Below are 22,934 nucleotides of genomic sequence, written 5' to 3' on the forward strand. Positions count from 1 at the left end.
TTTGCGCGCAAGCGACTGCCTAAGCCAATTTCAGGTCGTGCATGGCACCGCGAACACTCGCCCTCACAGGCCGACGGTGCGTCCCTTTATCGTGACCAACGCCATTCGGTCGCCTACGAAATCTGCAGACTGCAATCAGTGCGTCACTGACAGCAGCGTGGCCGCGTGGGGAGGCTTATTTCGTGCTACGGCTCTCAAGCAGCACTTGCGCTTCTTTCATATCGACAATCTCGAACCCTTCGCTGAATTTGCCGTAGACCGCTGAAAGCACGGACTCCGACGCCTCCATTTTTCCTTGCTTGCGCATGAGAGACGCAAGGCTCTTCGCCGCACGGAGTTCCAGGAACAGCGTGCCTTGCTGCCGTGCGATTTCGACGGCTTGCAGATAGAGCGTTTCGCACACTGCATGCGAATCGAACGGGTCGGAGGTGGCGAGAATATCCCCCTTGATACGCACCAGTTCCGCCAGGCACCAGAGCTCGTCGTGCGCCTTTGACCATTCGAGTGCATCCTCGACCGTCGCCAGCGCTTGTGCATGACGTCCAAACTGAAGCAGGCCTCGGGCGTACATTCCGGCAAACATGGAATAGCGCATGCCGATATGCTCGCGCTCGAGTTGCGCTAATGCACTGGCGAGAATCGGCAAGCCTGCCGGGTTCTTCTGTTCGAGCAGCAACGCACCGTGAAGGCCTCGCGCCATGGCCTCGAAAAGAACGAGTCCGTGTTTGGCCACACTGTCCTGCAAGGTCGTCATGGCTTCTTCAGCCGAAGCGAGATCGCCTGCATGGAGCGAAAGTGGAATGAAGGCGAACACCAGCACGTAGCCAACCGTCAGCGTGTGGCCGCTTTCTTGCGCATCGTTCAGCGCTTTGCGCGCCTCGCCGAGCGCGCGCTCGGGAAATCCCAGTGCCCACAGAATACTGGCTATCAAGGACCGTGTTCCCTCGCGGCCCTTTACGTGGTTGTCGGAGAGTTGAGAGCGATGGCGCGGCGAGTCGTACCATTCGAGCACGCGTTCGAGTAACCGGTGAGCCTCGGCTTGCCTGCCCATGTGATGCCAGGCAAACGCGGTGAGCCGGCTGCCCTCCGATATTGCCGTTTCATTGTGTGTCGAGTCCGCAATGTCGCGGAACTTCTTCAGCAGTTCGTCCGCGGCGCGATGTTTTCCGGAATACACTAAACCGCAACACGCTACGAATAACGAGCGAAGTTGGTATTCCTTATCATCGAGCTTTTCCGCAATGGCCAGCGCGGCGGTACATGCAGCGTCGACTTCCGTTACCATGCCGCGCGTATAGAGTCCCGAGGCGGCAAGCGCCGTAAGCAGTTTCATGCGCGGAATTTCGAGCGCACAGGAGTGGGGATCGATCTGATGCAGCGCCTGCTCAATGCGACTTCGGCACTCCTCGAGTGAGGAAAACCGGATCCACGCGGGAATCGCCGTAACGGTAAGCGAAATGCCTAGCGCTGTGTCTCCGCGCACGGAAAATGCCCACTTCAGTGCCGCTCGTACGTCGTCAATCGTCACGATGTGGTTGGCAAGCCATCGCGAATCGGGTGGCCTGTTCCAGTAGTCTTCCACGCGCGTGTACATCGCGTGAAAATACTCGGCGTGGCGACGGCTGATCATGTCCAGTTCACCCGCATCCGCAAGTTTGCGTCTCGCGTAATCGCGGGTCGTGTCCAGCAGACGATATCGCACGGCATCGCTGCCGACGTTTGCCGACAGCATCGACTTCGCCACCAGGCTTCCAATGGCATCGATCACATTCGCGTTTTCCATGTTGTCGTCTCCGACAATGGCAACTGCGGATGCGAGCGAAAACACGCCTGAAAATACTCCCAGCCGGCGTAGCACCACGCGCTCGGTGTCGGGTAGCAACTGATGACTCCAGTCGAGCGTGGCCAGGAGCGTTCGTTGTCTCTCTGGCGCCGTGCGCCGACCATGCGCGAGCGCGGAGAACCGGTCGTCGAGCAAGGTGAGCAATTCACCAACGCCGAACGCATCCAGACGCGTTGCCGCAAGCTCGATGGCCAACGCGATGCCATCAAGCCGCCGGCAGATTTGCGCAATGACGCTCGCTTCTTCATCGGATGGGGAGAATTCGCCGCGCGCGGCACTCGCGCGCTCGACGAATAGCTCGACAGCCGAATATTGGAGCGCGGCGTCCGCCGTTATGCGCGTCGATGCCGATTCGGGCGGGATTTCGAGCGGGTCGAGCCGGAAGATGTGTTCGCCCACAGCTTGCAGCGGCTCGCGGCTGGTTGCAAGCACACGCAATTGCGGTGCCGCCGCGATCATATGCTCTGCGATGATCGCCGCGGCCTCGATCACCTGCTCGCAACTGTCAAGCACGATGAGTTGTGGGCGATGGCGCAGCCGGAAGTGATTTTCCAACGCTCGCAGTATGTCGTCCGAATGTACGACCAGACCGATTGCGCTGGCGACGGCGTGAGGCACGAATCTCGCGTCGGATAGCTGCGACAGATTCACGAGCCAGACGTCCTGTTCTCCCGCCTCGGCCCATTCGTATGCGACTGCCAGTGCGACGGTCGTCTTGCCGATTCCTCCGGGGCCGGCGACAGTCAGCATTCGCTCGCGTGAGAGCCGCTGCGAAAGATCGCGGATCGTCGCGCGCCGCCCGATCGGTCGAACCAACGCTGCGGGGATGTTGTTTGATGTCCGGGTCGGTGTCGGCGGCGCCGACACGGCTTCTGAGGGCGCTGCGCGCACGACGGGCGCGACGAATTGATAGCCCCGGCCCACCACCGTCGCGACAAAGCGCTGGTCCTGCGGTCCTTCTCCCAGGACTTTGCGCAATGCCGCCATATTGACCTTGAGATTGCCTTCCTCCACCACGCTGCGCGGCCATACACGCGCCATGAGCTCCTTCTTGGTGATGAGTTGCCCACGACGCTCGACGAGCGCGGTCAGCAACTCGAGTGCCCGGCCGCCAATCGGCACTCGCGTGCCGCCATCGAACAGCGTCTTCTGCGACGGAATCAGCCGAAACGATCCGAATACGTAAGCCACGCTCGGCGCTTCGACTGGCGGCACAGCGACAGCCGGAATGTCGTCGCACGGGGATCCAGGCATGCTTGAGCTCCGAAAATGACCGCAGTGTCTGTACCGCGGGACAGCCATTGAATCATGCCAATTACCCGAGTGCACGCTTGCAGGATTGGTTTTTTCATACGTTACGAACAACGTCGCCCTTTGGAATTGTGCTTCGCGCGTTGCAGGAATGGGCATTTCAAGCGAGTTCGTTGCGGGATGATTCCTTAACGACTATAAATCAGTCGCTAAGGAGGAAAAATGCGGCGCATCCTGATGATCGTTTCCAGTGCACGCGAACTTCCGCTCGAAGGCGGCGGAACGCTCCCCACCGGTTATTGGGCCGACGAGGTCTACACGCCGCTGCGGCGGTTTCGTGCTGCCGGTGTGGACGTGCGAATCTACACGGTAGATGGCCGTGCGGGAATTGCCGACCCGTTCAGCCTCGAGCCGCGCTTTCATTATCCCGATACGGACAGGGACTTTCTCGCGGGAATCGTCCGCTCGTTCGCCGACGATCCGGAAGGCATCCGCTTCACGCTGCATCACTTTACGGAGCTAGACCTGATCGCATCGCGTCGCGTGTACGAGGCATTGACGTTTGCGAATGTCGAACACGGACTCGCTCGCACCAACGTCGAAGCGGCGGCCAAGGAGAGCTGGAAACACGATATCGGTTTTCTCGAAGCGCTCGCCGCGAGGCCGAAAATCAGTGCGATCGTGCCGCCCGCACGCGCGCAAGTCCTGGCCGATTCGGTCAGGCACGATAGCGAACAACTTGCGCAGACCTGCGCGTATTCGCTGGAAAACGATCGCGCGCTGAACGCACCCAATGACCTTGGCAGTCTCTCCGACGAAGAGATTCTCTCTTTCGATGCGGTGTTCATTCCCGGCGGACACGCCGCGATCGTCGATCTGGCCGACAACCGCGATGTCGAGCGCGTGCTGCGTCTTGCGCACTCGCGGCGCTGTCTGATCGCATTGCTCTGTCATGGGCCTTCCGCTTTGCTTTCGGTCGGCAACGGTCCCGATGGCGGCTGGTTATTCGACGGCTATCGCGTAGCGGCATTCAGCAATGAAGAGGAGGACGAGGCGATTGTGGGGCGGCAACGACCCCCGTGGTTTCTCGAAAGCGAACTGAAAAACCGGGGCGTGGTGTACGACGAGGCGCCGCCGTGGGTGTCGCATGTCGTCGTTGACCGTCATCTGCTGACCGCGCAGAACCAGATGTCCGATGAAGCCTGTGCGGACGCGGTGTTACGCAAACTGGGTGTCCTGCAAGGGAGCGCAGCATGAACACCGCGCTTGAAGTGGCACAGACGTTCATTACATGCCTCGCCCGGCATGATCTGGATGGCGCGCTCACGACCTGTTCCCCGCATAGCGTCATTCACATCGTCCCACTCGGGCTCGATGGCCCCGTTCATGCAGAAGGCCGCCGATTCTTCGAGAACTGGTTTTCCGCGTTCCCCGACCTGACGCTAAGCACGCGGCGCGTGTTTGCCACACACGACGATGTCGTCGCCGTCGAGACGACCTTCGACGGCACGCAGGCGGGCGAGTTTCTCGGTGTGATCAATCAGGAGAAGCATATCGACCTCGACGAAGCATGGCTGCTGCATACGCGCGGCGACCGCATCGAGCACGTCAAGCTCTTCTGGTGTCAGAACCAGTTATACCGGCGGCTGGCGGTACGCCGTCTCGACCGTGTAACGATCACGACGTGATGCGCCTTCGTAACGCTTCGTCGAAACAGGCAAGGAGACCGTGATGCTCGAAGTCCCGGAAAACCGCGCCATTACAACCGGAGAACGGGCGAACCGCGCCGTGCTCCGATTCTTCGACGCGTATCGGCGCCAGGACGTGGAAGGGATGGTCGACGCGTGCGTGGACAACGCGAACTTCCGCTACGTGCCGGCCGAGGTCATGCGCAGGCAACGTGTGGTGCGCGGCGATGGCAAGGTACGCGGTGTCGGCAAAACATGGTGGTCTTCGCTGATCGACGCCTTTCCGGACCTTACCAACAACGTGCAGTGGATCGGCAACGACGATGAGGGCAATGTCGCCGTGGAAGTGACGATTTCGGGAACCCAGACCAAAGCGTTCGGCACGATTGCGAATAGCGGCAAGCACTACGATCTGGTGCATCTCTTTCTCTTTCACGTCAACCGTGAAGGACTGATCGACGACATCGTCGCGTACTGGGATACGGCCGACTGGTACCGGCAACTCGGACGGCTCGAATGTGACTGATGCCTTCCGGCGAGGCGCTTCAGCAGCAAAGGGCACGGGAGATTTCGATGACTTCACTCAGACGTGAAGACTGGTATGACGTTTACCGCGACGTGGAGTGGACGCTCTCGTATGTCGACCAGGACGCGGTTTTTCCTGAATGGTTATCGGGTACCGGAAAGGTGCCGATCGACGCCTGGAAGCAGTGGGACGAGCCGTACAAGGTCACGTATCCGGAGTACGTCGCGACGCAGCGCGAAAAGGAAGCCTCGGCCTATGCGGTCAAGTCGGCATTGCGCCGTTCGTCGATCTTCGAGCAACTCGACGAGGGCTGGAAATCGGTCTCGAAGCTTCATTACGGCGCGGTCTCGTTGATCGAATATCTTGCTGTGCTTGCCGAATTGCGTATGGCGCGCTTTGGTCTGGCGCCTTCGTGGCGACAGATGGCGATGTTCGGCGCACTCGATGAAATCCGGCACGCACAACTGGACTTGCTGTTCGCGCACGAATTCGTCAGCCGGGACCAGCAATTCGATTGGGCGCTCAAGGCCTATCACACCGACGAATGGGTGGCCGTGGCCGGCCGCGCCGCGTTCGACGGCATGATGGTGAATCCGAGCGCGGTGGATATTGCCATTCAATTGCCCTTTACGTTCGAGACGGCCTTCACGAACGTTCAATTCATCGGACTCGCGGCGGACGCACTCAGCTCGGCCGACATCAATTTCGCCAACATGATTTCGTCCGTTCAAACAGACGAGGCCCGCCACGCGCAACAGGGACATCCGACCGTTGAAATCCTGATGCGTCACGACCCCAAGCGGGCGCAGTGGCTGATCGACAAGACGTTCTGGATCAGCGCGCGGCTATTCGCGGTCATCAGCGGAATTTGCATGGATTACTACACGCCGCTCGAACACAGGAAATTGTCATACAAAGAATTCATGGAAGAGTGGGTCGTGAACCAGTATCAACGTACCTTGCAGGAATACGGCTTGAAACGGCCCTGGTTCTGGCAGGAATTCATCGACGGGCTCGACCATTGGCACCACTCGCTGCAGATGGGAATCTGGTTTTGGCGTCCCACAGTGTGGTGGAAGCCGCAGGGCGGTGTGAGCGAAGACGAGCGGGCATGGCTGTGCGAGAAATACCCGCGCTGGGAAAAGGAGTTCGGACCGGGCTGGGACACGATCATCGCAAACATTAATAGCGGGCAGGAAGAGAAAACGCTGCCGAAGACGCTTCCCTGGTTATGCAATTGCTGCCATTTGCCAATCGGCACGGCGGGCGCACCGAATAACGAGCGATACCCGGTGCGCAGTTACCCGCTCGAACACAACGGCTACACCTACCATTTCTGTTCGAAGCCGTGCCGGCAGATCTGGTGGGAGGACAAGGACACCATTCATCAGAAGACTGTCGTCGAGCGGCTACTTGGTGGGGAAGTGCAGCCACAAACGCTGAACGGGGTCCTCGACTACATGGGCCTGACGCCCGAGGTCATGGGCAAAGACGCGAAGAATTATTCGTGGGCGCGCTCGTACGGCGCCGATAAAACCGCACGCCAGGCCTGATATGAACGCGACTCGTACTGCGCCGCCGACGACCTTGCCGATCAATGCATTGTTTATCGGCGACATCGTCACCCAGCTCATTTTCGTTCAGGATACCGACACGATCGCCGAGGTCGCGCAAAAGGTCGCCGAGCATTCGGTCGGTGTGCGGGTGCCGCGACGCGACGCGCCCATGGTCGTCTATTTCAACGGCGTGGCGCTACCGATGAACGAGACAGTCACGGGCGCCGGCATCGAGGCGCTGCAATGCCTGACTGTCCGCTACGCGGAGTAGGCGGAACGAACCATGGCAGCCACGGCGAACCTGGTGGGACCGGTGCTGCGCATGGTCGATGACGTGGACGCCGTGGTGCGCGCGATCGTGGAGGACAACCCGGAGCGCGAAATCGAGCTGATCGACCGCGGCGCATACATCAGGGTGCAGGCGGAAGGGTATCTGCGCGTGAGCCGGGAGTCGATCGAGCGTCAGGTGGGAAGGCCGTACCAGATGCGGGAGTTGGAGCAGATGCTCGCGTCATTTGCCGGCCGCATCGAGACGACGTCGGACGAGGTGATCTGGCGGTACACCGTTTAACGGCGCAGGCATGGCGCATGAACGCCGAACCGCTGAACGACCTGACGACCGAACATCAAGGAAGGGACGCTGATAATGGACGATTCCGCCTCGCGCGCGAAAGCGAAGCCGTTGCGCACATGGAGTGTGTTCGGCGAGATTCGCCGTATGCCGAGCGAATACGAAATCGTCACGCATGAGGTCAATTACACGCTGCGCAAGCGTCGTACGGCTGCGTTCGAACTCAATCCCACCACGCCGGCCAACATGTGGTATTTGACGTATCGCGACAAGTCGCCGGTGCAGGTTGAGCAGTGGAATGAGTTTCGCGATCCGGACGAAATGACGTACCGCAAGTACGTGACCGCGCAAGACGAACAGGAAAGCGTCATGAAAGGCGTGCTCGACCAGTACGAGCGCACCGGGCACGATCGCGACATCACGGCGCGCTGGCTCGACACGCTGGCGCATTTACTGATTCCCACGCGCTACCCCATTCACGGATTGCAGATGACGCAGGCGTACCTGGGTACGATTGCGCCTTCGTCGTACATCACGAATTGCGCAGCGTTCTCGGCGGCCGACCTGTTGCGGCGCGGCTCGCTGATCGCGTACCGCACGCGTCAGTTGCAGCTAGCGCGCCCAGACTCGCATGTGCTCGTCGAGGCGCGGCGGATCTGGGAGGCGGACCTTGGATGGCAGCCCGCACGAAAGGCGCTGGAGACTGCGCTGATCGCCTACGATTGGGCCGAGTGTCTGACCGCCGTGAACCTCGTGTTGCGGCCCGCGCTCGATGAGATACTGCTGGGTCAGGTGGCGAATGTCGCGCGCAAGAACCGTGACGACCTGACGTGGCTGCTGCTCACGAACCTCGCCAGAGACTCCGCGCGCGCGGCGCGCTGGAGTTGCGCGCTGGCGCGCTTTGCGATTGAACGCAACCCGGACAATGCCAGCAGCTTCGTGCGATGGGTCAAGAAGTGGCGCGCCCGCGCCGAGGATGCGGCTGGCGGACTCGCCACGTTGCTCACCAGCGTGTCGTCGCCGGGGCAGGAAGAACTCGCGACGCTCGAAGCGGCCCGCAATGCCATTGCCGCTTCGCTCGAAGCGGCGGGCATATCCGAGGACCTCGATAAAAGCGTGAACGCGCCGAAAAGCCCGAGGCAAACGACGACCTCGCCGCAGTATGTGGCGCCTCTGCTCAGCGACCCGCTCGTCACCTTGTTCGAGAAGTATGCCGTGGCGCCTGGCGCCAATCCGTGCCACTGGACTGGTCTCACGTTCTACCGGTTCGAAAGTCCAGTGGCGCCGCACTGGGACCAGACGGGTTCGCTGGCGTTCTGCATCGTCGTGCAGGGGCGCAAACGCGTCACCATCAACGGGCGTAGATACTTCTTCGACCCTTCGAACTATTTTTTGATCAACCGCGCGACGCGTTTGCAGGCGGAGATACTCGAGGGCTCGCCCGCCTGCCCATTCCTTTCGATGATCCTGCAAATTCCGGCGGCGGCAGTTGCCGAGGTGCTGATCGAAAGCCTGCCGGGTCTCGAGGCGCAAGGCGCTGCCGATGAAGAGGAAACCGAAGCATACGTGTCGAAATTCGACGGCGACTTGCGCGACGCGGTCATACGCTTTCTAAAGACGCTGGACGACGACAGCGAGCGCCGCCTGCTCGGGCCGCTATTTCTGCGGGAGATCGTGTTCCGGCTGTTGCGCCAGGAGCAGGCGCCACGGCTCGTTACCGCCGCGCTATATGGGAAATCGTCGCGCAAGGTGTTCGCGGCAATTCGCTACATGCAGTCGGAATTCAAGCGGTCGATCACCATCGACGAAATCGCCCGGGAGGTCGGCGCAAGCACTTCCACGCTCGCGCACTCGTTCAAGGAAATCATCGGCGTCTCGCCGTATCACTTTCTCAAGCAACTGAGACTGGAGCGCGCGCGCGTACTGATGATCCGCGAAGGTTGGGGCGTGGCCGAGGCCGCCGCGCGCACAGGTTATGCCAGTCCGTCGCATTTCGTGAAGGCATTCACCAGTTATTTTGGCGAGGCGCCCAGCCAGTACGCGAATCAGTTTCGCGGAAAGCCCACGCTCAATGTCATGGAAACGACAGAGACGAGGCCATGATGACAGCGGACCTGGCCTGGCTCGACGTCATGGACTCGGACGACCTGTGGATTGGCGAGATGATCGCGGTGGAGTCCGTGCTCGGGCCGCTGTTGATGATCAATATCGATGGCGTGATTCACGCGTATGAGAACCGGTGCCCGCATAAGGGCGGTCGCCTGAGCGACGGCGAATTCGCCAACGGCGTGATCGTGTGCCCGAATCACCGCTGGGAGTTTTGCGCACATAGCGGCCGCGGGATCAATCCAACCGGGCAGCAATTGGTCCAGCATCGTGTGCAGATCGTGAACGGGCGCATCAAGGTCGCCCAGCATCAGACGTAAGTTTCCAGGTCCAGCAGTGCAAATGCAGGGCCAGATTCCCGGCGCTCACGCGTTTGCCGCTCCTTTGCAGAATCCTGCACTTCGCTACGCGATATTTCCCCCGTTGGTCCCCGTTGCGGGCGTTCGGCCGCAACGGCGGCGAATCCTGCGAGATTCGCGTGCATTCCTGCAAACGCAGCTTCGCGTCCTGTACGAGCAAGTCAGTGGTGCCTTCAATGAAAGCAAGCCGAAGCAGTCGGCAACACGTTGTCGAGGCGGTCTGCTGGCGTGGGCGCTTGCGAATCAGGAGGCGATATGCGATGTCGAGCAATGTCAGGCGGATTCCTGCGATGAAACCGCGTGCAGAGGATTCAGCGCGTTTGCCTGGCGCAAAGGACATCAGGGGCGTTGACGGTGCCTTTTGCTTCGGACCGTTCCGGCTGATTCCCGCGCAGCGACTGCTGCTCGAAGATGGGGCGCCAGTGCGCATAGGCAGCCGGGCGCTAATTCTTCTTATGGTGCTTGTCGAGAACGCGGGAGAACTGGTCAGCAAGGATGAATTGATGGCGCGGGCGTGGCCGGATGCCGTCGTCGACGGGAGCAACCTCAAGGTCCATATCGCGGCGCTGCGCCGGGTGCTTGGTGACGGTCAGCGTGGCCATCGGTATCTGGTCACGATCAATGGCCGCGGTTATAGCTTCGTGGCACCGGTTGAATACCGCGAGCAGAAAGGGCCGGCTGCGCGCGCAAGCGTGGCTGTGCAGCCCGTCTGTCGCTTTCAGGCGATGGCGGCCAACACGATTGGCCGCGCCGATGCAGTCGAACGGCTGCGCGAAGCATTGTCGTGGCAGCGCCTCGTGACCGTAGTCGGCGCGGGCGGCATCGGCAAGACGACCGTGGCGCTGTGCGCGGCGCAAGGCGCGCTCGCGGGCCATGCGCGCAGCGTTGCTTTTGTCGATCTCGGTGCCGTGGCGGATCCGCGTGCTTTCCATGCTGCCGTTGGCTCCGCGCTCGGACTGGCGGTTCGCGGTTCAGACAAGTTGTCCGCTATCGTGGCGCACTTGCGCGAGCGCGAGATGCTGATCGTGCTCGACACCTGCGAACACGTGATCGACGAGGCGGCACTCTTTGCGGAACAGGTGATGCGAGGCGCGCCGAATGTCACCATTCTGGCGACCAGCCGTCAATCGCTGCGCGCGAGCGGCGAATATCTGCATCGCCTTGCGCCGTTGCGCAGCCCGCCGGAAAGCGCCGGACTGACGGCGGCCGAGGCGCTTTCGTTTTCCGCGGTCCAACTGTTCGTCGCTCGTGCCGCGGCGGGCCCTCTGGGCTTCGCGCTAAGCGACGACGACGCCCCCATCGTTGCGGAGATATGCCGGAGCCTGGATGGCCTCCCTTTAGCGATCGAACTGATCGCGACGCGGTTCGACGCCTTGGGGATGAGTGGACTCTCTTCGCTATTGGAAGACAAGCGGCAGCTATTGAATCAAAGCCGGCGAACAACGCTCGCGCGCCATCGATCGCTGGGCGCCGCGCTTGAATGGAGCTACGCACCTTTGCCAAGAGTCGAGCGTACGATCTTGCGGCGCCTTTCCTTGTTCTGCAGTCCATTTACGCTCGAGGCGGCGAGCGCTTTGGCGCAAGACAATGAGATCAATCTAGGCGATGTGATCGGCGGCGTTGCGCAACTTGTCGAAAAGTCCCTGCTTGCAGCCGACGTGAGCGGCGCGGTCACGCAATATCGCTTGCTCCATACCACGCGCGCCTATGCGCTACAGAAGCTCGCCGAGGACGGCGAACTCGAGGCGATCACGCAGCGCTACGCTGAACAGCTTCCCGGCTTGCTCGCCCGGTCCCACGCACCGGCCGGCGCGCATCCATCGAACAAATGGCGTGCGAATAGTTAGCGAAAGCAATGAGACTGGCCTGCGACCGAAGGGGGAGGCGGATCATCGCCTTGTTGGGTCTGCCTGGCTTGCCGTGCCGCCAGCCGCGCCTCGGCCGCCTCGATGTTGAGCGGAAAGCGAAGGTTCGACGCTTGAGTCGGCCAAAATCCCTCGCTTTCCAGATCATAAAGATGCTGCAGCACTTCGGCTCGCGTACACGGACCTGGCGTCTGTTGCGCGAGCGCGCATGCGGGCAACAGGCCCAGCTCGACGAGGACCATCGTGAGAATGCGTAAATCCATGCCGTTGTACCTGCAGTGTGAACGAAGCCGTCTTGCGTCAATGCACGAAGCCCTTAGCTTCCTGCAAAGATATTGCAGAAGCTGTGCGGACCCACGCACTCGCTATTGCCTTGTGTTCTTCCCATCTGGTTTTGCTGTGCGCCTGAAGTCCCGCTTTGCGTCGCATCGTTTGTCGATGTACTGGTTTGCGCCTGCGAGAGCGCAGGAACCAATACGGCAAAAAGAATGGTCGCTTTCATGAGTTTCATGATCGCCTCCTTGAATGGCAAGAATCACAGAACGGTAAAACGCGTTTGCACACGGGCATATTCGCATCGCCTACCCGTGATGGCTTTCATAAAGACGCGGAAAATTGCGACTTTGCCCGAATCCGATTCCCCCCTCTCTGACAAAACGGATGACGTGTCTTAATATCGACCACGTGGTTCGCATGCATTGTGAGCTGCTCGGGCGTCACCATTTCGTGGAGGTCGTGATGAAAATTGAACTGACGGGAAAGACAGCGGTGGTTACGGGATCCAGTTCCGGGATCGGGCTCGCTATCGCGAGCGGTCTGGCTGAATGCGGCGCACGGACGATCGTGAACGGACGCAAACAGGATGCGGTCGACAGCGCAATCGAGCGCATCAAATCCCGCGTGCCGAATGCGGATGTGCTCGGTATTGCATGCGACCTCGGCACACTTTCCGGTGTCGAAGCGGTTGTCAAAGAGGCGCCCGAAACCGACATTCTCGTGAATAACATGGGCTTTTTCGGTCCCGGTGATATCTTGAGTACGGCCGATGCGGATTGGGAGCGCTATTTTCAGGTCAATGTCATGTCAGGTGTGCGAATGACCCGCGCGTATCTCGCGGGGATGATGAAGCGGCGGTGGGGGAGAATCGTGTTCATTTCCTCTGAATCGGGCGTGGCGATTCCTCCCGACATGCTTGCCTACGGCTTTACGAAAACGGCGCAATTGAGCATTTCGCGCGGTGTCGCGAAGTTCGCGGCAAATAGTGGCGTGACTGTGAATTCGGTGCTGCCCGGACCCACGCTCTCGGAGGGCGCGCTCGAGATGGTCTCAGCGACGGCAAAAGCCGAGGGCAAGACATCGGAACAAGTGCTCAACGATTTCGTGGTCAAGACGCGTGGTTCGTCGATCATCCGCCGGGCCACGACGACTGAAGAAGTGGCGAATATGGTGGTCTATGTCTGCTCACCGCAGGCATCGGCAACGACGGGCGCGGCACTGAGAGTGGAAGGTGGAATCGTCGACTCGATAAGCTAAAGCAACGTGACGGGCAATGCCCGCAACGCGGTTCTTGTCCCGATCGTTCTATCTCATCCGCCAGGTCTGCTCCGTTTCCTCTGCAGTGGCGTCCGAGCCGAAGTAATCGAATGCCAGCGAAACCACCACTGCGGTCTTGAGGACGGTTTCAACCAGTGACAGACAAAAGAACCAGGGTGAGAGCGAGTACATGCGTGGGAGCGCCAGTGCGATGACGACGATGCTTACGACACAGCAAAACGAAAACACGGCGAGCGCGAAGTGGACGCGCCGCAATGTGCCGATCACGATGGCGGTCAAGATCAGCTTGGCGACGAGGACCGCCACGATCGCGAGGATCTCTGTTTCCCCGGCAAGTTCCCAGTGGGTTTCGAAGAGCGCCCATAGCCAGACCATGACAATCGACACTTTCGATATCGCACCCAGGCAAACAGGTGCGGACGCAGCGCTATCGCTCGCATCGATATCGGCAGGCGTACGCGGAAATTCGGCCTGCGCAAAATAACTTTCTTCGGCTTTCATGATGACCTCGACCACTTCCGGGAGAACTCGATCGACTTTTTTCCTGACGGCAACTTGACGGCAACTTCGCGGCGACTGCGCGAGTTCAGTATGGAGGCGGCACGGGAAGGGTTCTTTCACGATGAACGGGGAAATTGCGCGGTAAAACGGTCGGCGAGCAGACCGGAGCGGCTGGCTCATCAACGCGCAACTTTTTTTAACCGAAATTTACTGTCGTTTTACCCGCGCCTTCTCTAAGCTTCTCCGAGTACCGCGACGCGAACGGAGCAAGGAAGCGGCAGAACGCCTGCGAACGGCCGTGGGAGATTTGCCATGCATGAGAAAGCGTATGCGGCGGAGTGCGAGGCCGTTGAAATCCACTGCACACAGGCGTCGGAGGCAAGCAAGCGCGGCCGTACGCTATTTGCCCTGTCGCTCGGAAGCTTCTGTATCGGCACCTCCGAGTTCGCGAGCATGGGCATTCTGCAACTCTTTGCGTCCGACCTCGGTATCAGCATTCCCAGGGCAACCCACGCGGTCACGGCATATGCGGTTGGCGTGGTCATCGGCGCACCGGTGATGACGCTGGTGGCGGCGCGGCTGAACCGGCGCACGCTCTTGCTGATCCTGATGGCGATGTTCGTTGTCGGCAATCTGCTCTCGGCAGCGGCGACCCATATCGCTACGCTCGCCGTTGGCCGGTTCATCAGCGGGCTGCCGCAAGGCGCGTACTTTGGCGCAGGCGCGTTTGTTGCCTCATATATTGTCGGGCCGGGCGCATCGGGCAAAGCGTTTGCATTCGTAATGGGCGGCCTGACAATAGCGACGATCTTCGGCTCGCCGCTTGCGACGTTCCTCGGCCAGACGCTCGGCTGGCGCGAAACGTACGTTGCCGTTGGCATGCTTGCCATGCTGGCGCTCGCCGCGCTATGGGCGTGGTTGCCGGTGAACGAAGCGTTGGATGGCGGGCCGCTGCGGCAGGAGCTTGCCGCGCTGCGCAAGCCGTCGGTCTGGATCATGATGACCGTCGCGGGGCTTGGCGTCGGCAGCATTTTTGCTGTCTATACGTTTATTGGACCGTTCGTCACTGAGGTTGCATCGTTGAATGCGTCGGCAATTCCGCTTGCTCTGGCGCTCTTTGGCATCGGCATGACCGTCGGCAATGCCGCGGGTGGGCGCATTGCCGACACGCACGACGCACTGGGCCTGATATTGGGCTTTGGTTCCGCGCTGGCCGTATTGGCGCTGCTTGGGCTGTTCGGGTCTTCCGTGTGGGTGCTGATGCTGTCGCTCTTTGGCGTAGGCGCGACGATGATGGGCGCCATTCCGACCATCCAGGTCCGGTTGACGCGTCTCGCGCCCGAGGCCGCGACCCTGATGGGGGCCATGAACCTCGCGGCGCTGAACGTCGCCAACGCGCTCGGCGCCTGGGCCGGAGGCATGACGATCGGCGCGGGCCTGGGCCTGCTTTCTGCCGTTTGGGCGGGATTTGCGCTGACGCTCGCGGGGCTACTGGTTTTCGTCGTCACGCTTTCTCTTGCTCCCCGGAGCACGTGAGTGGCGAACGCAGTACGAATGCCTCATTGACCTGCGTTTGAAGCTCCCGTTTTATCGAGCGCACGTTGAACGCTTCTCTGCATGACATTGAAATCCGCGGGCTTGGTCAGGTAAGCCAGTGCGCCATTGGCGCGCGCCAGCGCTTCATCGTGTGCAGTGGGAAAGCCGGTCAGGAAGATGGTTGGCGGGGCACAGCCGTTCGACACGAGATGCGCAAGCATTTCTATGCCCGACATGCCCGGCATGGTGACGTCGCTGATGAGGCAATGCGTTTGCCCAATGACGCCCGAGCCCAGAAACGCCGCAGCAGATTCGAACGTCAGGACGTTCCAGCCCATCGACCGGATGACGCTAGCCGTTGCCATCCGCATGGATTCGTCGTCTTCGACTATCGAAACAAGGGCGACAGAAGTCACACGAACCACCTAACGGGAAAACTGAAAAGGTCTTCCCTAGATTAGCCAAACAAAATACTTTCTATAACCATACGTTCGTATAATGCCGCAGCGTTGTGCGGGCGATTGACGGTGATGGCGCTGCTACAATGAAATCCGGGCAGGAGTCGTCAACCTTAATCGGTTTCATACGAACGGAGCGGCTCGCGACGCCTAAAGGAAGCCGGATGACAATCATGGCCTGTTCGACTACATCGGTTAGCAGCGGTACGGCTGGGCCGTCCGTTGTCTATGTCATCGACGACGACGAGGAGATGAGGTCGGCGCTAGGTGGCCTGCTTCGATCGGTCGGACATCGGGTAGAACTGTTCGATTCCCCGCACGCGTTTGTGAACTTCGTACGCGAAGACATTCCAAGCTGCCTGATTCTGGACGTGAGATTGCAGGGAGAAAATGGGCTTGCGTTCCAGCGCTCGGTCGTGAAAATCGCGCCGCATATCCCCATTCTTTTTATTTCCGGGTACGCCGACGTCGAAATGTCGGTCAAAGCGATGAAAGCGGGCGCAGTGGATTTTTTCACGAAACCGTTTCGCGAGCAGGACATGCTCGACGCCGTAGCGGAAGCACTCGTGCGCGACGCGGCGCGCCTGTCGTCGGACTCCGCGCTCGCCGAACTGCGCCAGCGCTTCGAAGCGCTGACACCGAAGGAGCACGAAGTATTGGAATTCGTGCTCGCTGGCCTGCTGAACAAACAAATCGCTGAGGAAATGCATGTCAGCGAAATTACCGTCAAACTGCATCGCGGGCAGGTCATGCGCAAGCTGGGCATTCATTCGGTTGTCGATCTCGTCCGCCAGGCGCAGATGGTGGGCGTTGAACCTCGCACGCCAGCGCGCCGTCGTTCATAGCACGGTATCTGTTCGTCAATCGCATTTGCAAACGCGATTGTCGTCCGCCGACCCTAAACCAAAGTATTAGGCAGCAGTGTTTTCCATGCCGCGCGGCGACCGCTTGTATGGCTGGTCGCGCGATCAACGCCGCGGTATCGTTAAAACGACGATCCAGACTGCCTCGCGGCGTTGACGCATACGGGAGAACACATGAGTATTCGAACCAGTTTGCTGAACGGTACATTGGGTTTTGGCACCGCTCCTCTTGGAAACATGTTTCGCAATATTCCCGAGGACGAAGCGCTGCAGACCGTCGACTCGGCGTGGCAGCAGGGCGTGCGCTATTTCGACACCGCGCCGTTCTATGGCGCTGGACTCGCGGAGCTTCGACTTGGTGAAGTGCTGTCGAAGTACAAACGCGATGACTATGTTCTCAGCACCAAGGTTGGGCGGCTCATTCTCGATGAAGTCGAAACCGGCAATCGCGACTTCGGCGAGAAAGGCGGTCTGTTCGAGTTTGGTCGGCCGAACAAGATTCGCTACGACTACTCCGAGAGCGGCACCTTGAAATCGCTTGAAGACAGTATGAAGCGGCTTAAGGTCGATCGCATCGATTTCGTGTGGGTCCATGATATCGCCCAGGACTTTCACGGCGACGCGTGGCTCAAAGAGTACGAATTGGCCCGCACCGGGGCATTTCGCGCCTTGTCGAAGCTACTCGACGAGGGCGTAATCAAGGGCTGGGGGCTCGGCGTGAATCGCGTCGAGCCGATCGAACTGACGCTGGGTCTCGAAGAGGCGAAGCCCAACGGCATGCTGCTCGCGGGCCGCTATTCGCTCCTCGATCACGAAGTCGCGCTGCAGCGTTTGATGCCGGCGGCGCTTGCGAAAGGGGTCGATATCGTTGTTGGCGGGCCGTACAGCTCGGGCGTGCTGGCGGGTGGTGCGCACTTCGAATATCAGAAGGCATCACCGGAAATTCTCGCACGGGTAGCGCGCATTCGAGCGCTTGCGCAACGCTATGAAATCCCGATCAAGGCCGCGGCCTTGCAGTTCGTTCTCGCGCACCCGGCCACGGCCGCGGTCATTCCGGGCGCGAGCAAGCCCGAGCGTATCGCGGAGGACGTCGCCGCATTGAAAGCGCCCATACCGGCTGAGTTCTGGCGGGCAATGCGCGAAGAGGCGCTGGTGTCGCCGTTGGCCCCATTACCCATAGACAACGAATAGGGGGCGTCATGGCGGAAGCCTCCGCGAGTCTCGATGTCCCGCTGCCCGCCTCGACGGTCTGGGATTTGATCGGCGGATTCGGTTCCTTACCCGATTGGTTGCCCTATATTCCGAAAAGTGAATTGACCGATGGCGGCCGCGTGCGCCACCTCGCGAATCCCAATGGCGACGCGATCGTCGAGCGGCTGCTGTCGTTCGACGAAGGCGCGCGCAACTACAGCTACGCAATCTTGAGTGCGCCGTTCCCCGTAGTCGATTATGTCGCGACGCTGAGCGTAGTGGACACGGGCGCAACGGCGTGCCGTGTCGAATGGTCTGGAAAGTTCACGCCGGTTGGTGTAACTGCACAGGAAGCGGCCAGCCTCTTCAAGAAAATCTATGAAACCGGGCTTGGTGCGCTCGACGCGAAACTGGCAAATCTGATCTGATGCTAAGACGTTTTCCAAATGCGTTTCGTCATATAGATATGCGCGATTCCAGATCATTCGGACGTCGCTGAATTAACAGTGCGTGTCGCATTGCCTGGCAGCGATAGCACAGGTGTATATTGGTTGTGTCGAATCCTTTGGGGCACGTCCGTGAACGACAAGCATGCCGTTACCCTCAGCGGTGAGGCGCCGACCGTCTTCCTCGTCGACGACGACGACGATGTCAGGGAGTCATTGGAGCAGTTGCTAAGGTCGGTGGGAATGAAGGCGAGCGCGTTCTCGCGCGGCGAGGCGTTGATCGACGCGTTCGAAGGCGGAACCATTCGCAGCCCCGCGTGCATCGTGCTGGACGTGCGTCTTCGCGGCGCGAGCGGACTGATGGTGCAGCGCGCGCTTTCGCAGCGAGGCATTGCGCACCCCATCATTTTCATTACTGGTCACGGCGATATCGTGATGACGGTGAAGGCCATGAAGGCCGGGGCGGTGAATTTCCTCACCAAACCGGTTCGCGACCAGGACCTGCTCGAAGCGATCGCGGAGGCTGTCGACCTCGATCGAAGACGCATGGCGGATGTTGCCGCGGCGCAGGACATCCGGAGCCGCTGGCTCGAATTGACGCCGCGGCAGCGGCAAGTCATGCATTTCGTTGCCTGCGGTGCGTCGAATCGCGAAATTGCCGACGAATTGGGCATTACTGAGATCACCGTGAAGATCTACCGCGGCGAAGGCATGCGGCGGCTTGGGACCAAGACCCTCAGTGAATTTCTCTCGAAGGCCGAAATACTCGGCATTGTCGACGGTACGGTACACGATTTGCTCAACGCTAATTGACGGGGGCGACCGGCGCGCGCAGCGTCTCATCGCCTGGCGGGAATCGGACTGATTCTGTCGCGTTCGTGTCCTTTCTGGGCGTGCGCTCGCTTGCCGCATGCCGATCGTGCCAGCAGCGCAGTGCGCACGTGTTGGGATCCGGCCGATAAAACGGTGCGGGTCCGTAACCGCTTGCCCACGTGGATGTCGCAGTAACAGTGACCGATATTGCCGCGAGCAATGCCGAAACAGCGAACGTGATCTTCATGATTCGAGCCTGATCCATTCCCCTTTGTACGCAGATTGGGCGGCGCGTACGGCAATATGAACCTTTCGGCCGCCCATTCAACCTGCGGGCGAATTCACGCCGCGCGCGGCGCGAGTGATGCCCGTGACCTTAGTGCCCGGCCTCGCGCATGCGCACGTTGTTGGTCACACTCGACACGCCCGCGACACCGGCGGCGCTGGTGCCGGCAAGCGCGATCTGATCCTCGTCTGGCACGGTTCCGTCCAGCGTGATCTTTCCACCGCGGGCGACGACCGTGATACCCGCGGCGTCGAGATCCTTGGTCTTGGTGAGTGCGTGTCTCACCTGGGATTCGAGCTTGCGATTCTGCGCCCGAATCTCCTTTTTACTGGGGGTTGCCGATGTGGCCGCCGACGTGTCGGTTTGAGCAAATGACGGGGCGATAGCGAAAGCGGAGGTCACCGTCAATGCCACGATGGGCAAAAGTGTGCGTAAGAACATCGCTGTACTCCTTGGAGGAAAGAGGTTTTTCCCTTGCTGTGAATGGCGTATTCACGTCGCCCTCGAGTGCATTTTCAGCCCATTTCGTTCCCCATGTCTTTCTGAATCGCACCGGATTTTAATCGGCCATAGCTGGAAAATAGGGTCCAGGCGCGAATACCGGGTTTGTTTGACCAGGGCACTACGACGCTTTACCACTTTTAACTTCCTGTTCATGTGCGCGAGTGGCATATTGGACTTGACTCTCGGAGTTTAGTTGATCGTTTGGTGTTCACCAGGCGGTTACGATCCTTCGACCTGGAAGACTCACCTTGCAGTCGCGACGTGGCTGGGTATTCAAACTATTCGACACGCAGGCGGGAGAGGCAGATTAATGATCCAGATCGTTCATCCAGCACAAGTCTTGCTCAGCAAACTTGACGGCTTTCGCGTGGAATTCAAGGAATCGAGTTCGCGTGCCGACATTGTGCTGGACCGCCCGCCGCTCAATCTCGTGACCCTGGAGCAACGCGAGCAGTTGCGCGTCGTGTTCGAGGCGCTGGACGAAGACCGCCGAGTTCGCGTGATCGTGATTCGCTCGGCGGGCGAACACTTTTCAGGGGGCGGCGATATCAGCGGGCTGGTGGAATCCTCGGCGGAGCGCGTTTCCCGGCTGGCCTGGAGCGTGTCTGCGCCCGCGCGCTGTGGCAAGCCCGTGATCGCGGCAAATCGCGGCTACTGTTTTGGAGTGGGCTTCGAGTTGTCGTTGGCGTGTGATTTCCGCCTGGCGACGGAAACGACGCTCTATGCGTTGTCAGAGCGGCGGCATGGCCAGCTGCCCGGATCGGGCGGCTCGGCGCGGCTGCAGAAAATGGTCGGAACGGGCCGAACCAAGGACATTGTGATGCGTTCGCGGCAGATTCCCGGGCCCCAGGCCTACGATTGGGGCATTGCGACCGAGTTCGTGCCCGATAGCGATCTGGAAAGCGCGACCGACGAGATGGTGGGTGAGCTCCTCGCGTTCTCGCCGGCGGCTCAGCGCGCGGCAAAGCGGCTGCTCAACGACATGGAGGACACGTCCTTGTCGATCGGCATAGAGATGGAAGGCCATGTCAACGGCAGGCTGCACAATCCGGATGACTACCGGCGACACCTGGAAGCGCTCGGCGAGAAGTGACCGACCTGGCTACCTTGCGCAATCATCGTTGGGGGAGCAAATGAATATCAGCGTCTTTGCAAGTATTGTCCCCAAGCCTGAGCATGTGAGCGATGTAGAGGCCGAGCTGCTCAAGATGGTGAGCGCGTCGCGCCAGGAGCCTGGCAACCTGCGCTATGACCTTTACCGGATTTCGGAAGGGCCAGCCAGCTTCCATTTGTTCGAGACCTACGACGGTCCTGCAGCAATGGATGCCCACCGTGGTAGCGCGCACTATCAGGACTATCGGGCCAAGGTTGCGAGCTGGCTCGTGGCCCCGCCCGAGGTCAAGGTGTTGGCTGCCCTCGAAGCAGGCGGGTGAACACGTCGCCTGCGCTTACCTGCTTTCAAAAAGGTCTCTGAAGCGCGCGGCCGCGGCGTGGCATCGCCGACGCAATGGTCGCTTCGATGTTCCATCCACCCTCGACCCGATCGGTACTCGAAATGCGGACCGTGACCGGCCTATTGTCTGCTACGCCTCGCGAACCGCATCGAATACTTCAATCGGAAATCTCACTCGGTTTTCGAGCGAACCGCCAAACTCACTGTCGCGACGCCTGGAAAGCGGCGAGAAACCGATTTTCGACAGAGCGGGGGCGACCTTGGTTCATATCGGCCGCCGCGCTCCACGACCCTTCCCATACGAACGTATAGTGCCCGCACTGAGAGGAGGCAACTCCGTATGCCATGGTAGCGTGGACTTGCCCGAAGCGGACGACTACCCTGAAATCGTCGCGAGAGATTCCTTCAAGTGACTCGCGCGGCGGATTTTCTGGAGTTAGTGAAAATGCATCAGTCCGAGCAGGTGACTTTACACAACTGGATCATCGTTTGCAGCGATGCGTATATGGAATTTACCTTCGTCCCGTGGCTTGGCCGAAATGTTTATCGGCGCACGGTCGATTATCGGGACGTCTGTCTGCAATAACAGATGTCCTTGCCGCGCAAGGGGTTCGACAAGTTGCAGCACGCTCAGCAACGTCTCCCAATGAAAGCCACTTCTGAGGATCTTACGGTCTTCGTCAGCGTTGTCGAATCGGGCTCGATAACGGCGACGTCGCAAAGTCTTGGCCTTGCCGCGTCTGCGGTCAGCCGTTCGTTATCGAAGCTGGAAGAGAAAGTGGGCGCGACGCTGCTCAATCGAACGACGCGCCGTATGCATCTGACCGACGAGGGCGCGTTCTATCTCGACCATGCAAGAGAAATTCTGCATCGGATGGAAGACCTCGAGGAGCGGCTCACATGGCGGCTGCGGGCACCGGTAGGAAGGCTGCGCATCAACGCTGCGTCGGCTTTCATGCTGCACGCGATCGTCCCGCATATTGGGGAATTTCGTGGTCTTTATCCAGGCATCGAACTGCAGCTCAATACGAGCGAACTCAATATCGATCTGCTTGCGCAGAGCACCGATATCGCAATCCGGGCAGGCGCGTTGAGTGATTCGACGCTGCGCGCCCGGCCATTGGGTGCGATGCAAATGCAGGTGGTCGCCAGTCCCGAATATATCGCGCATCATGGCAGGCCCACTGGCGTTGCGGACCTCGCAGGCCATTCGCTACTTGGATTCACCGAGTCTGAATGCCAGAACGCGTGGCCCGTCCATGACGTTCAAGGCAGGCGCGTACAGGTGCGCCCCAGCTTGAGCGCATCCAGCGGCGAGACGATACGCCTGCTGGCGCTTGCGGGCCAGGGCGTCGCCTGCCTCGCCAACTTCATGACGGCTCGGGACATTGCTGCCGGGCGTCTCGTGAAACTGATGCCGGAATTGCTGAACCGCGAACTGCAGCCCGTCCACGCCGTATTCTATCGGGGCTTGACGCTTTCCATCCGCATTCAATGCTTTCTGGACTTTATTCAGTCACGCTTGAAGAACACGCTTATTCCGCTCGACTGACATCTGGATTCC

General features: G+C 60.1%; 24 protein-coding genes and 2 pseudogenes. 19 read left to right on the forward strand and 7 right to left on the reverse strand.

The window, feature by feature from the left end:
- Nucleotides 1-175: 175 nt before the first annotated feature.
- Nucleotides 176-3,097 carry an ATP-binding protein gene (locus JMY28_RS14170; protein ID WP_201696560.1) on the reverse strand — a complete coding sequence of 974 codons (2,922 nt, stop codon included), beginning with the start codon at nucleotides 3,095-3,097 and terminating at the stop codon, nucleotides 176-178.
- Nucleotides 3,098-3,316: 219 nt separating this feature from the next.
- Between JMY28_RS14170 and JMY28_RS14175 the strand changes: the two genes are divergently transcribed.
- From JMY28_RS14175 to JMY28_RS38925, 10 genes and pseudogenes are all read left to right on the forward strand, one after another.
- The gene (locus JMY28_RS14175; protein ID WP_201696561.1) at nucleotides 3,317-4,351 is read left to right on the forward strand and encodes a DJ-1/PfpI family protein; all 1,035 of its coding nucleotides are present in this window, start codon (nucleotides 3,317-3,319) and stop codon (nucleotides 4,349-4,351) included.
- Nucleotides 4,348-4,782 (forward strand): ester cyclase, encoded by a 435-nt coding sequence (locus JMY28_RS14180; RefSeq protein WP_201696562.1) that lies wholly within the window; start codon nucleotides 4,348-4,350, stop codon nucleotides 4,780-4,782. Before JMY28_RS14175 ends, JMY28_RS14180 begins: the two co-directional genes overlap by 4 nt.
- Before the next feature lie 43 nt (nucleotides 4,783-4,825).
- Entirely contained in the window at nucleotides 4,826-5,308 is a 483-nt protein-coding gene (locus tag JMY28_RS14185) for a nuclear transport factor 2 family protein (RefSeq protein ID WP_201696563.1), read from the forward strand.
- Nucleotides 5,309-5,355: 47 nt separating this feature from the next.
- Complete coding sequence (locus JMY28_RS14190) at nucleotides 5,356-6,861, forward strand: ferritin family protein (protein WP_201696564.1); 1,506 nt, start codon at nucleotides 5,356-5,358, stop codon at nucleotides 6,859-6,861.
- A gap of 1 nt (nucleotide 6,862) precedes the next feature.
- Complete coding sequence (locus JMY28_RS14195) at nucleotides 6,863-7,135, forward strand: toluene-4-monooxygenase system B family protein (protein ID WP_201696565.1); 273 nt, start codon at nucleotides 6,863-6,865, stop codon at nucleotides 7,133-7,135.
- Nucleotides 7,136-7,147: 12 nt separating this feature from the next.
- Nucleotides 7,148-7,435, forward strand: a complete 288-nt coding sequence (locus JMY28_RS14200) for an MmoB/DmpM family protein (RefSeq protein ID WP_201696566.1) — start codon at nucleotides 7,148-7,150, stop codon at nucleotides 7,433-7,435.
- A 75-nt stretch (nucleotides 7,436-7,510) separates the two neighbouring features.
- Nucleotides 7,511-9,538: an AraC family transcriptional regulator N-terminal domain-containing protein gene (locus JMY28_RS14205; protein WP_201696567.1), complete on the forward strand. Its 2,028-nt coding sequence runs from the start codon at nucleotides 7,511-7,513 to the stop codon at nucleotides 9,536-9,538.
- Nucleotides 9,535-9,861 (forward strand): Rieske (2Fe-2S) protein, encoded by a 327-nt coding sequence (locus tag JMY28_RS14210; protein ID WP_201696568.1) that lies wholly within the window; start codon nucleotides 9,535-9,537, stop codon nucleotides 9,859-9,861. The genes JMY28_RS14205 and JMY28_RS14210 overlap by 4 nt, the downstream gene beginning before the upstream one ends.
- Nucleotides 9,862-10,355: 494 nt before the next feature.
- A pseudogene (locus JMY28_RS39540) lies at nucleotides 10,356-10,481 on the forward strand (winged helix-turn-helix domain-containing protein); the annotation flags it as partial.
- Nucleotides 10,482-10,916: 435 nt separating this feature from the next.
- Nucleotides 10,917-11,747, forward strand: a complete 831-nt coding sequence (locus JMY28_RS38925; protein WP_236596861.1) for an ATP-binding protein — start codon at nucleotides 10,917-10,919, stop codon at nucleotides 11,745-11,747.
- On the opposite strand, the gene JMY28_RS14220 is transcribed toward JMY28_RS38925, so the two are convergent.
- On the reverse strand, nucleotides 11,744-12,007 hold the full coding sequence (locus tag JMY28_RS14220; protein WP_201696570.1) for a hypothetical protein: 264 nt from the start codon (nucleotides 12,005-12,007) through the stop codon (nucleotides 11,744-11,746). The two genes, JMY28_RS38925 and JMY28_RS14220, sit on opposite strands and share 4 nt — an antisense overlap.
- 74 nt (nucleotides 12,008-12,081) lie before the next feature.
- A complete protein-coding gene (locus JMY28_RS14225) occupies nucleotides 12,082-12,276 on the reverse strand; it encodes a hypothetical protein (RefSeq protein ID WP_201696571.1) in 195 nt (64 codons plus the stop codon).
- 227 nt (nucleotides 12,277-12,503) lie between these two features.
- On the opposite strand from JMY28_RS14225, the gene JMY28_RS14230 reads away from it, so the two are divergent.
- The gene (locus JMY28_RS14230) at nucleotides 12,504-13,298 is read left to right on the forward strand and encodes an SDR family NAD(P)-dependent oxidoreductase (RefSeq protein WP_201696572.1); all 795 of its coding nucleotides are present in this window, start codon (nucleotides 12,504-12,506) and stop codon (nucleotides 13,296-13,298) included.
- A 48-nt stretch (nucleotides 13,299-13,346) separates the two neighbouring features.
- Here the strand turns inward: JMY28_RS14230 and JMY28_RS14235 are convergent, their stop codons facing one another.
- Entirely contained in the window at nucleotides 13,347-14,000 is a 654-nt protein-coding gene (locus tag JMY28_RS14235) for a hypothetical protein (protein WP_201696573.1), read from the reverse strand.
- 132 nt (nucleotides 14,001-14,132) lie between these two features.
- Between JMY28_RS14235 and JMY28_RS14240 the strand changes: the two genes are divergently transcribed.
- Complete coding sequence (locus JMY28_RS14240) at nucleotides 14,133-15,356, forward strand: MFS transporter (protein WP_201696574.1); 1,224 nt, start codon at nucleotides 14,133-14,135, stop codon at nucleotides 15,354-15,356.
- 23 nt (nucleotides 15,357-15,379) lie between these two features.
- Here the strand turns inward: JMY28_RS14240 and JMY28_RS14245 are convergent, their stop codons facing one another.
- Nucleotides 15,380-15,772: a response regulator transcription factor gene (locus tag JMY28_RS14245; protein WP_201696575.1), complete on the reverse strand. Its 393-nt coding sequence runs from the start codon at nucleotides 15,770-15,772 to the stop codon at nucleotides 15,380-15,382.
- Between the two features lie 206 nt (nucleotides 15,773-15,978).
- Here JMY28_RS14245 and JMY28_RS14250 point away from each other — a divergent pair, with 206 nt between their 5' ends.
- From JMY28_RS14250 to JMY28_RS14265, 4 genes are all read left to right on the forward strand, one after another.
- A complete protein-coding gene (locus tag JMY28_RS14250; protein WP_201696679.1) occupies nucleotides 15,979-16,659 on the forward strand; it encodes a response regulator transcription factor in 681 nt (226 codons plus the stop codon).
- A 192-nt stretch (nucleotides 16,660-16,851) separates the two neighbouring features.
- Nucleotides 16,852-17,868: an aldo/keto reductase gene (locus JMY28_RS14255; RefSeq protein WP_201696576.1), complete on the forward strand. Its 1,017-nt coding sequence runs from the start codon at nucleotides 16,852-16,854 to the stop codon at nucleotides 17,866-17,868.
- 8 nt (nucleotides 17,869-17,876) lie between these two features.
- A complete protein-coding gene (locus JMY28_RS14260; RefSeq protein ID WP_201696577.1) occupies nucleotides 17,877-18,296 on the forward strand; it encodes an SRPBCC family protein in 420 nt (139 codons plus the stop codon).
- A gap of 78 nt (nucleotides 18,297-18,374) precedes the next feature.
- Nucleotides 18,375-19,127 (forward strand): response regulator transcription factor, encoded by a 753-nt coding sequence (locus JMY28_RS14265; protein ID WP_236596862.1) that lies wholly within the window; start codon nucleotides 18,375-18,377, stop codon nucleotides 19,125-19,127.
- Between the two features lie 376 nt (nucleotides 19,128-19,503).
- Here JMY28_RS14265 and JMY28_RS39335 read toward each other — a convergent pair whose 3' ends face one another.
- On the reverse strand, nucleotides 19,504-19,854 hold the full coding sequence (locus tag JMY28_RS39335; protein WP_201696578.1) for a BON domain-containing protein: 351 nt from the start codon (nucleotides 19,852-19,854) through the stop codon (nucleotides 19,504-19,506).
- Nucleotides 19,855-20,227: 373 nt separating this feature from the next.
- Here JMY28_RS39335 and JMY28_RS14275 point away from each other — a divergent pair, with 373 nt between their 5' ends.
- Complete coding sequence (locus tag JMY28_RS14275; protein WP_201696579.1) at nucleotides 20,228-21,010, forward strand: enoyl-CoA hydratase/isomerase family protein; 783 nt, start codon at nucleotides 20,228-20,230, stop codon at nucleotides 21,008-21,010.
- Between the two features lie 40 nt (nucleotides 21,011-21,050).
- Complete coding sequence (locus JMY28_RS14280; RefSeq protein ID WP_201696580.1) at nucleotides 21,051-21,350, forward strand: putative quinol monooxygenase; 300 nt, start codon at nucleotides 21,051-21,053, stop codon at nucleotides 21,348-21,350.
- Nucleotides 21,351-21,399: 49 nt separating this feature from the next.
- Here the strand turns inward: JMY28_RS14280 and JMY28_RS14285 are convergent.
- Nucleotides 21,400-21,599, reverse strand: a pseudogene (locus JMY28_RS14285) (oxidoreductase); the annotation flags it as partial.
- Nucleotides 21,600-22,016: 417 nt separating this feature from the next.
- Between JMY28_RS14285 and JMY28_RS14290 the strand changes: the two are divergent.
- Nucleotides 22,017-22,922: a LysR family transcriptional regulator gene (locus JMY28_RS14290; protein ID WP_201696680.1), complete on the forward strand. Its 906-nt coding sequence runs from the start codon at nucleotides 22,017-22,019 to the stop codon at nucleotides 22,920-22,922.
- Nucleotides 22,923-22,934 lie beyond the last annotated feature (12 nt).

This window comes from Paraburkholderia hiiakae (assembly GCF_904848665.1).
Taxonomy (GTDB): domain Bacteria; phylum Pseudomonadota; class Gammaproteobacteria; order Burkholderiales; family Burkholderiaceae; genus Paraburkholderia; species Paraburkholderia hiiakae.

What these genes read in the sequence shown, in the direction of transcription:
- JMY28_RS39335 (WP_201696578.1), bottom strand. Translation starts at nt 19,854, where the DNA reads ATGTTCTTACGCACACTTTTGCCCATCGTGGCATTGACGGTGACCTCC.
- JMY28_RS14240 (WP_201696574.1), top strand. Translation starts at nt 14,133, where the DNA reads ATGCATGAGAAAGCGTATGCGGCGGAGTGCGAGGCCGTTGAAATCCAC.
- JMY28_RS14220 (WP_201696570.1), bottom strand. Translation starts at nt 12,007, where the DNA reads ATGGTCCTCGTCGAGCTGGGCCTGTTGCCCGCATGCGCGCTCGCGCAA.
- JMY28_RS14235 (WP_201696573.1), bottom strand. Translation starts at nt 14,000, where the DNA reads ATGAGCCAGCCGCTCCGGTCTGCTCGCCGACCGTTTTACCGCGCAATT.
- JMY28_RS14180 (WP_201696562.1), top strand. Translation starts at nt 4,348, where the DNA reads ATGAACACCGCGCTTGAAGTGGCACAGACGTTCATTACATGCCTCGCC.
- JMY28_RS14250 (WP_201696679.1), top strand. Translation starts at nt 15,979, where the DNA reads ATGACAATCATGGCCTGTTCGACTACATCGGTTAGCAGCGGTACGGCT.
- JMY28_RS38925 (WP_236596861.1), top strand. Translation starts at nt 10,917, where the DNA reads ATGCTGATCGTGCTCGACACCTGCGAACACGTGATCGACGAGGCGGCA.
- JMY28_RS14255 (WP_201696576.1), top strand. Translation starts at nt 16,852, where the DNA reads ATGAGTATTCGAACCAGTTTGCTGAACGGTACATTGGGTTTTGGCACC.
- JMY28_RS14170 (WP_201696560.1), bottom strand. Translation starts at nt 3,097, where the DNA reads ATGCCTGGATCCCCGTGCGACGACATTCCGGCTGTCGCTGTGCCGCCA.
- JMY28_RS14200 (WP_201696566.1), top strand. Translation starts at nt 7,148, where the DNA reads ATGGCAGCCACGGCGAACCTGGTGGGACCGGTGCTGCGCATGGTCGAT.
- JMY28_RS14205 (WP_201696567.1), top strand. Translation starts at nt 7,511, where the DNA reads ATGGACGATTCCGCCTCGCGCGCGAAAGCGAAGCCGTTGCGCACATGG.
- JMY28_RS14185 (WP_201696563.1), top strand. Translation starts at nt 4,826, where the DNA reads ATGCTCGAAGTCCCGGAAAACCGCGCCATTACAACCGGAGAACGGGCG.
- JMY28_RS14195 (WP_201696565.1), top strand. Translation starts at nt 6,863, where the DNA reads ATGAACGCGACTCGTACTGCGCCGCCGACGACCTTGCCGATCAATGCA.
- JMY28_RS14260 (WP_201696577.1), top strand. Translation starts at nt 17,877, where the DNA reads ATGGCGGAAGCCTCCGCGAGTCTCGATGTCCCGCTGCCCGCCTCGACG.
- JMY28_RS14210 (WP_201696568.1), top strand. Translation starts at nt 9,535, where the DNA reads ATGATGACAGCGGACCTGGCCTGGCTCGACGTCATGGACTCGGACGAC.
- JMY28_RS14280 (WP_201696580.1), top strand. Translation starts at nt 21,051, where the DNA reads ATGAATATCAGCGTCTTTGCAAGTATTGTCCCCAAGCCTGAGCATGTG.
- JMY28_RS14275 (WP_201696579.1), top strand. Translation starts at nt 20,228, where the DNA reads ATGATCCAGATCGTTCATCCAGCACAAGTCTTGCTCAGCAAACTTGAC.
- JMY28_RS14175 (WP_201696561.1), top strand. Translation starts at nt 3,317, where the DNA reads ATGCGGCGCATCCTGATGATCGTTTCCAGTGCACGCGAACTTCCGCTC.
- JMY28_RS14230 (WP_201696572.1), top strand. Translation starts at nt 12,504, where the DNA reads ATGAAAATTGAACTGACGGGAAAGACAGCGGTGGTTACGGGATCCAGT.
- JMY28_RS14290 (WP_201696680.1), top strand. Translation starts at nt 22,017, where the DNA reads ATGAAAGCCACTTCTGAGGATCTTACGGTCTTCGTCAGCGTTGTCGAA.
- JMY28_RS14225 (WP_201696571.1), bottom strand. Translation starts at nt 12,276, where the DNA reads ATGAAACTCATGAAAGCGACCATTCTTTTTGCCGTATTGGTTCCTGCG.
- JMY28_RS14190 (WP_201696564.1), top strand. Translation starts at nt 5,356, where the DNA reads ATGACTTCACTCAGACGTGAAGACTGGTATGACGTTTACCGCGACGTG.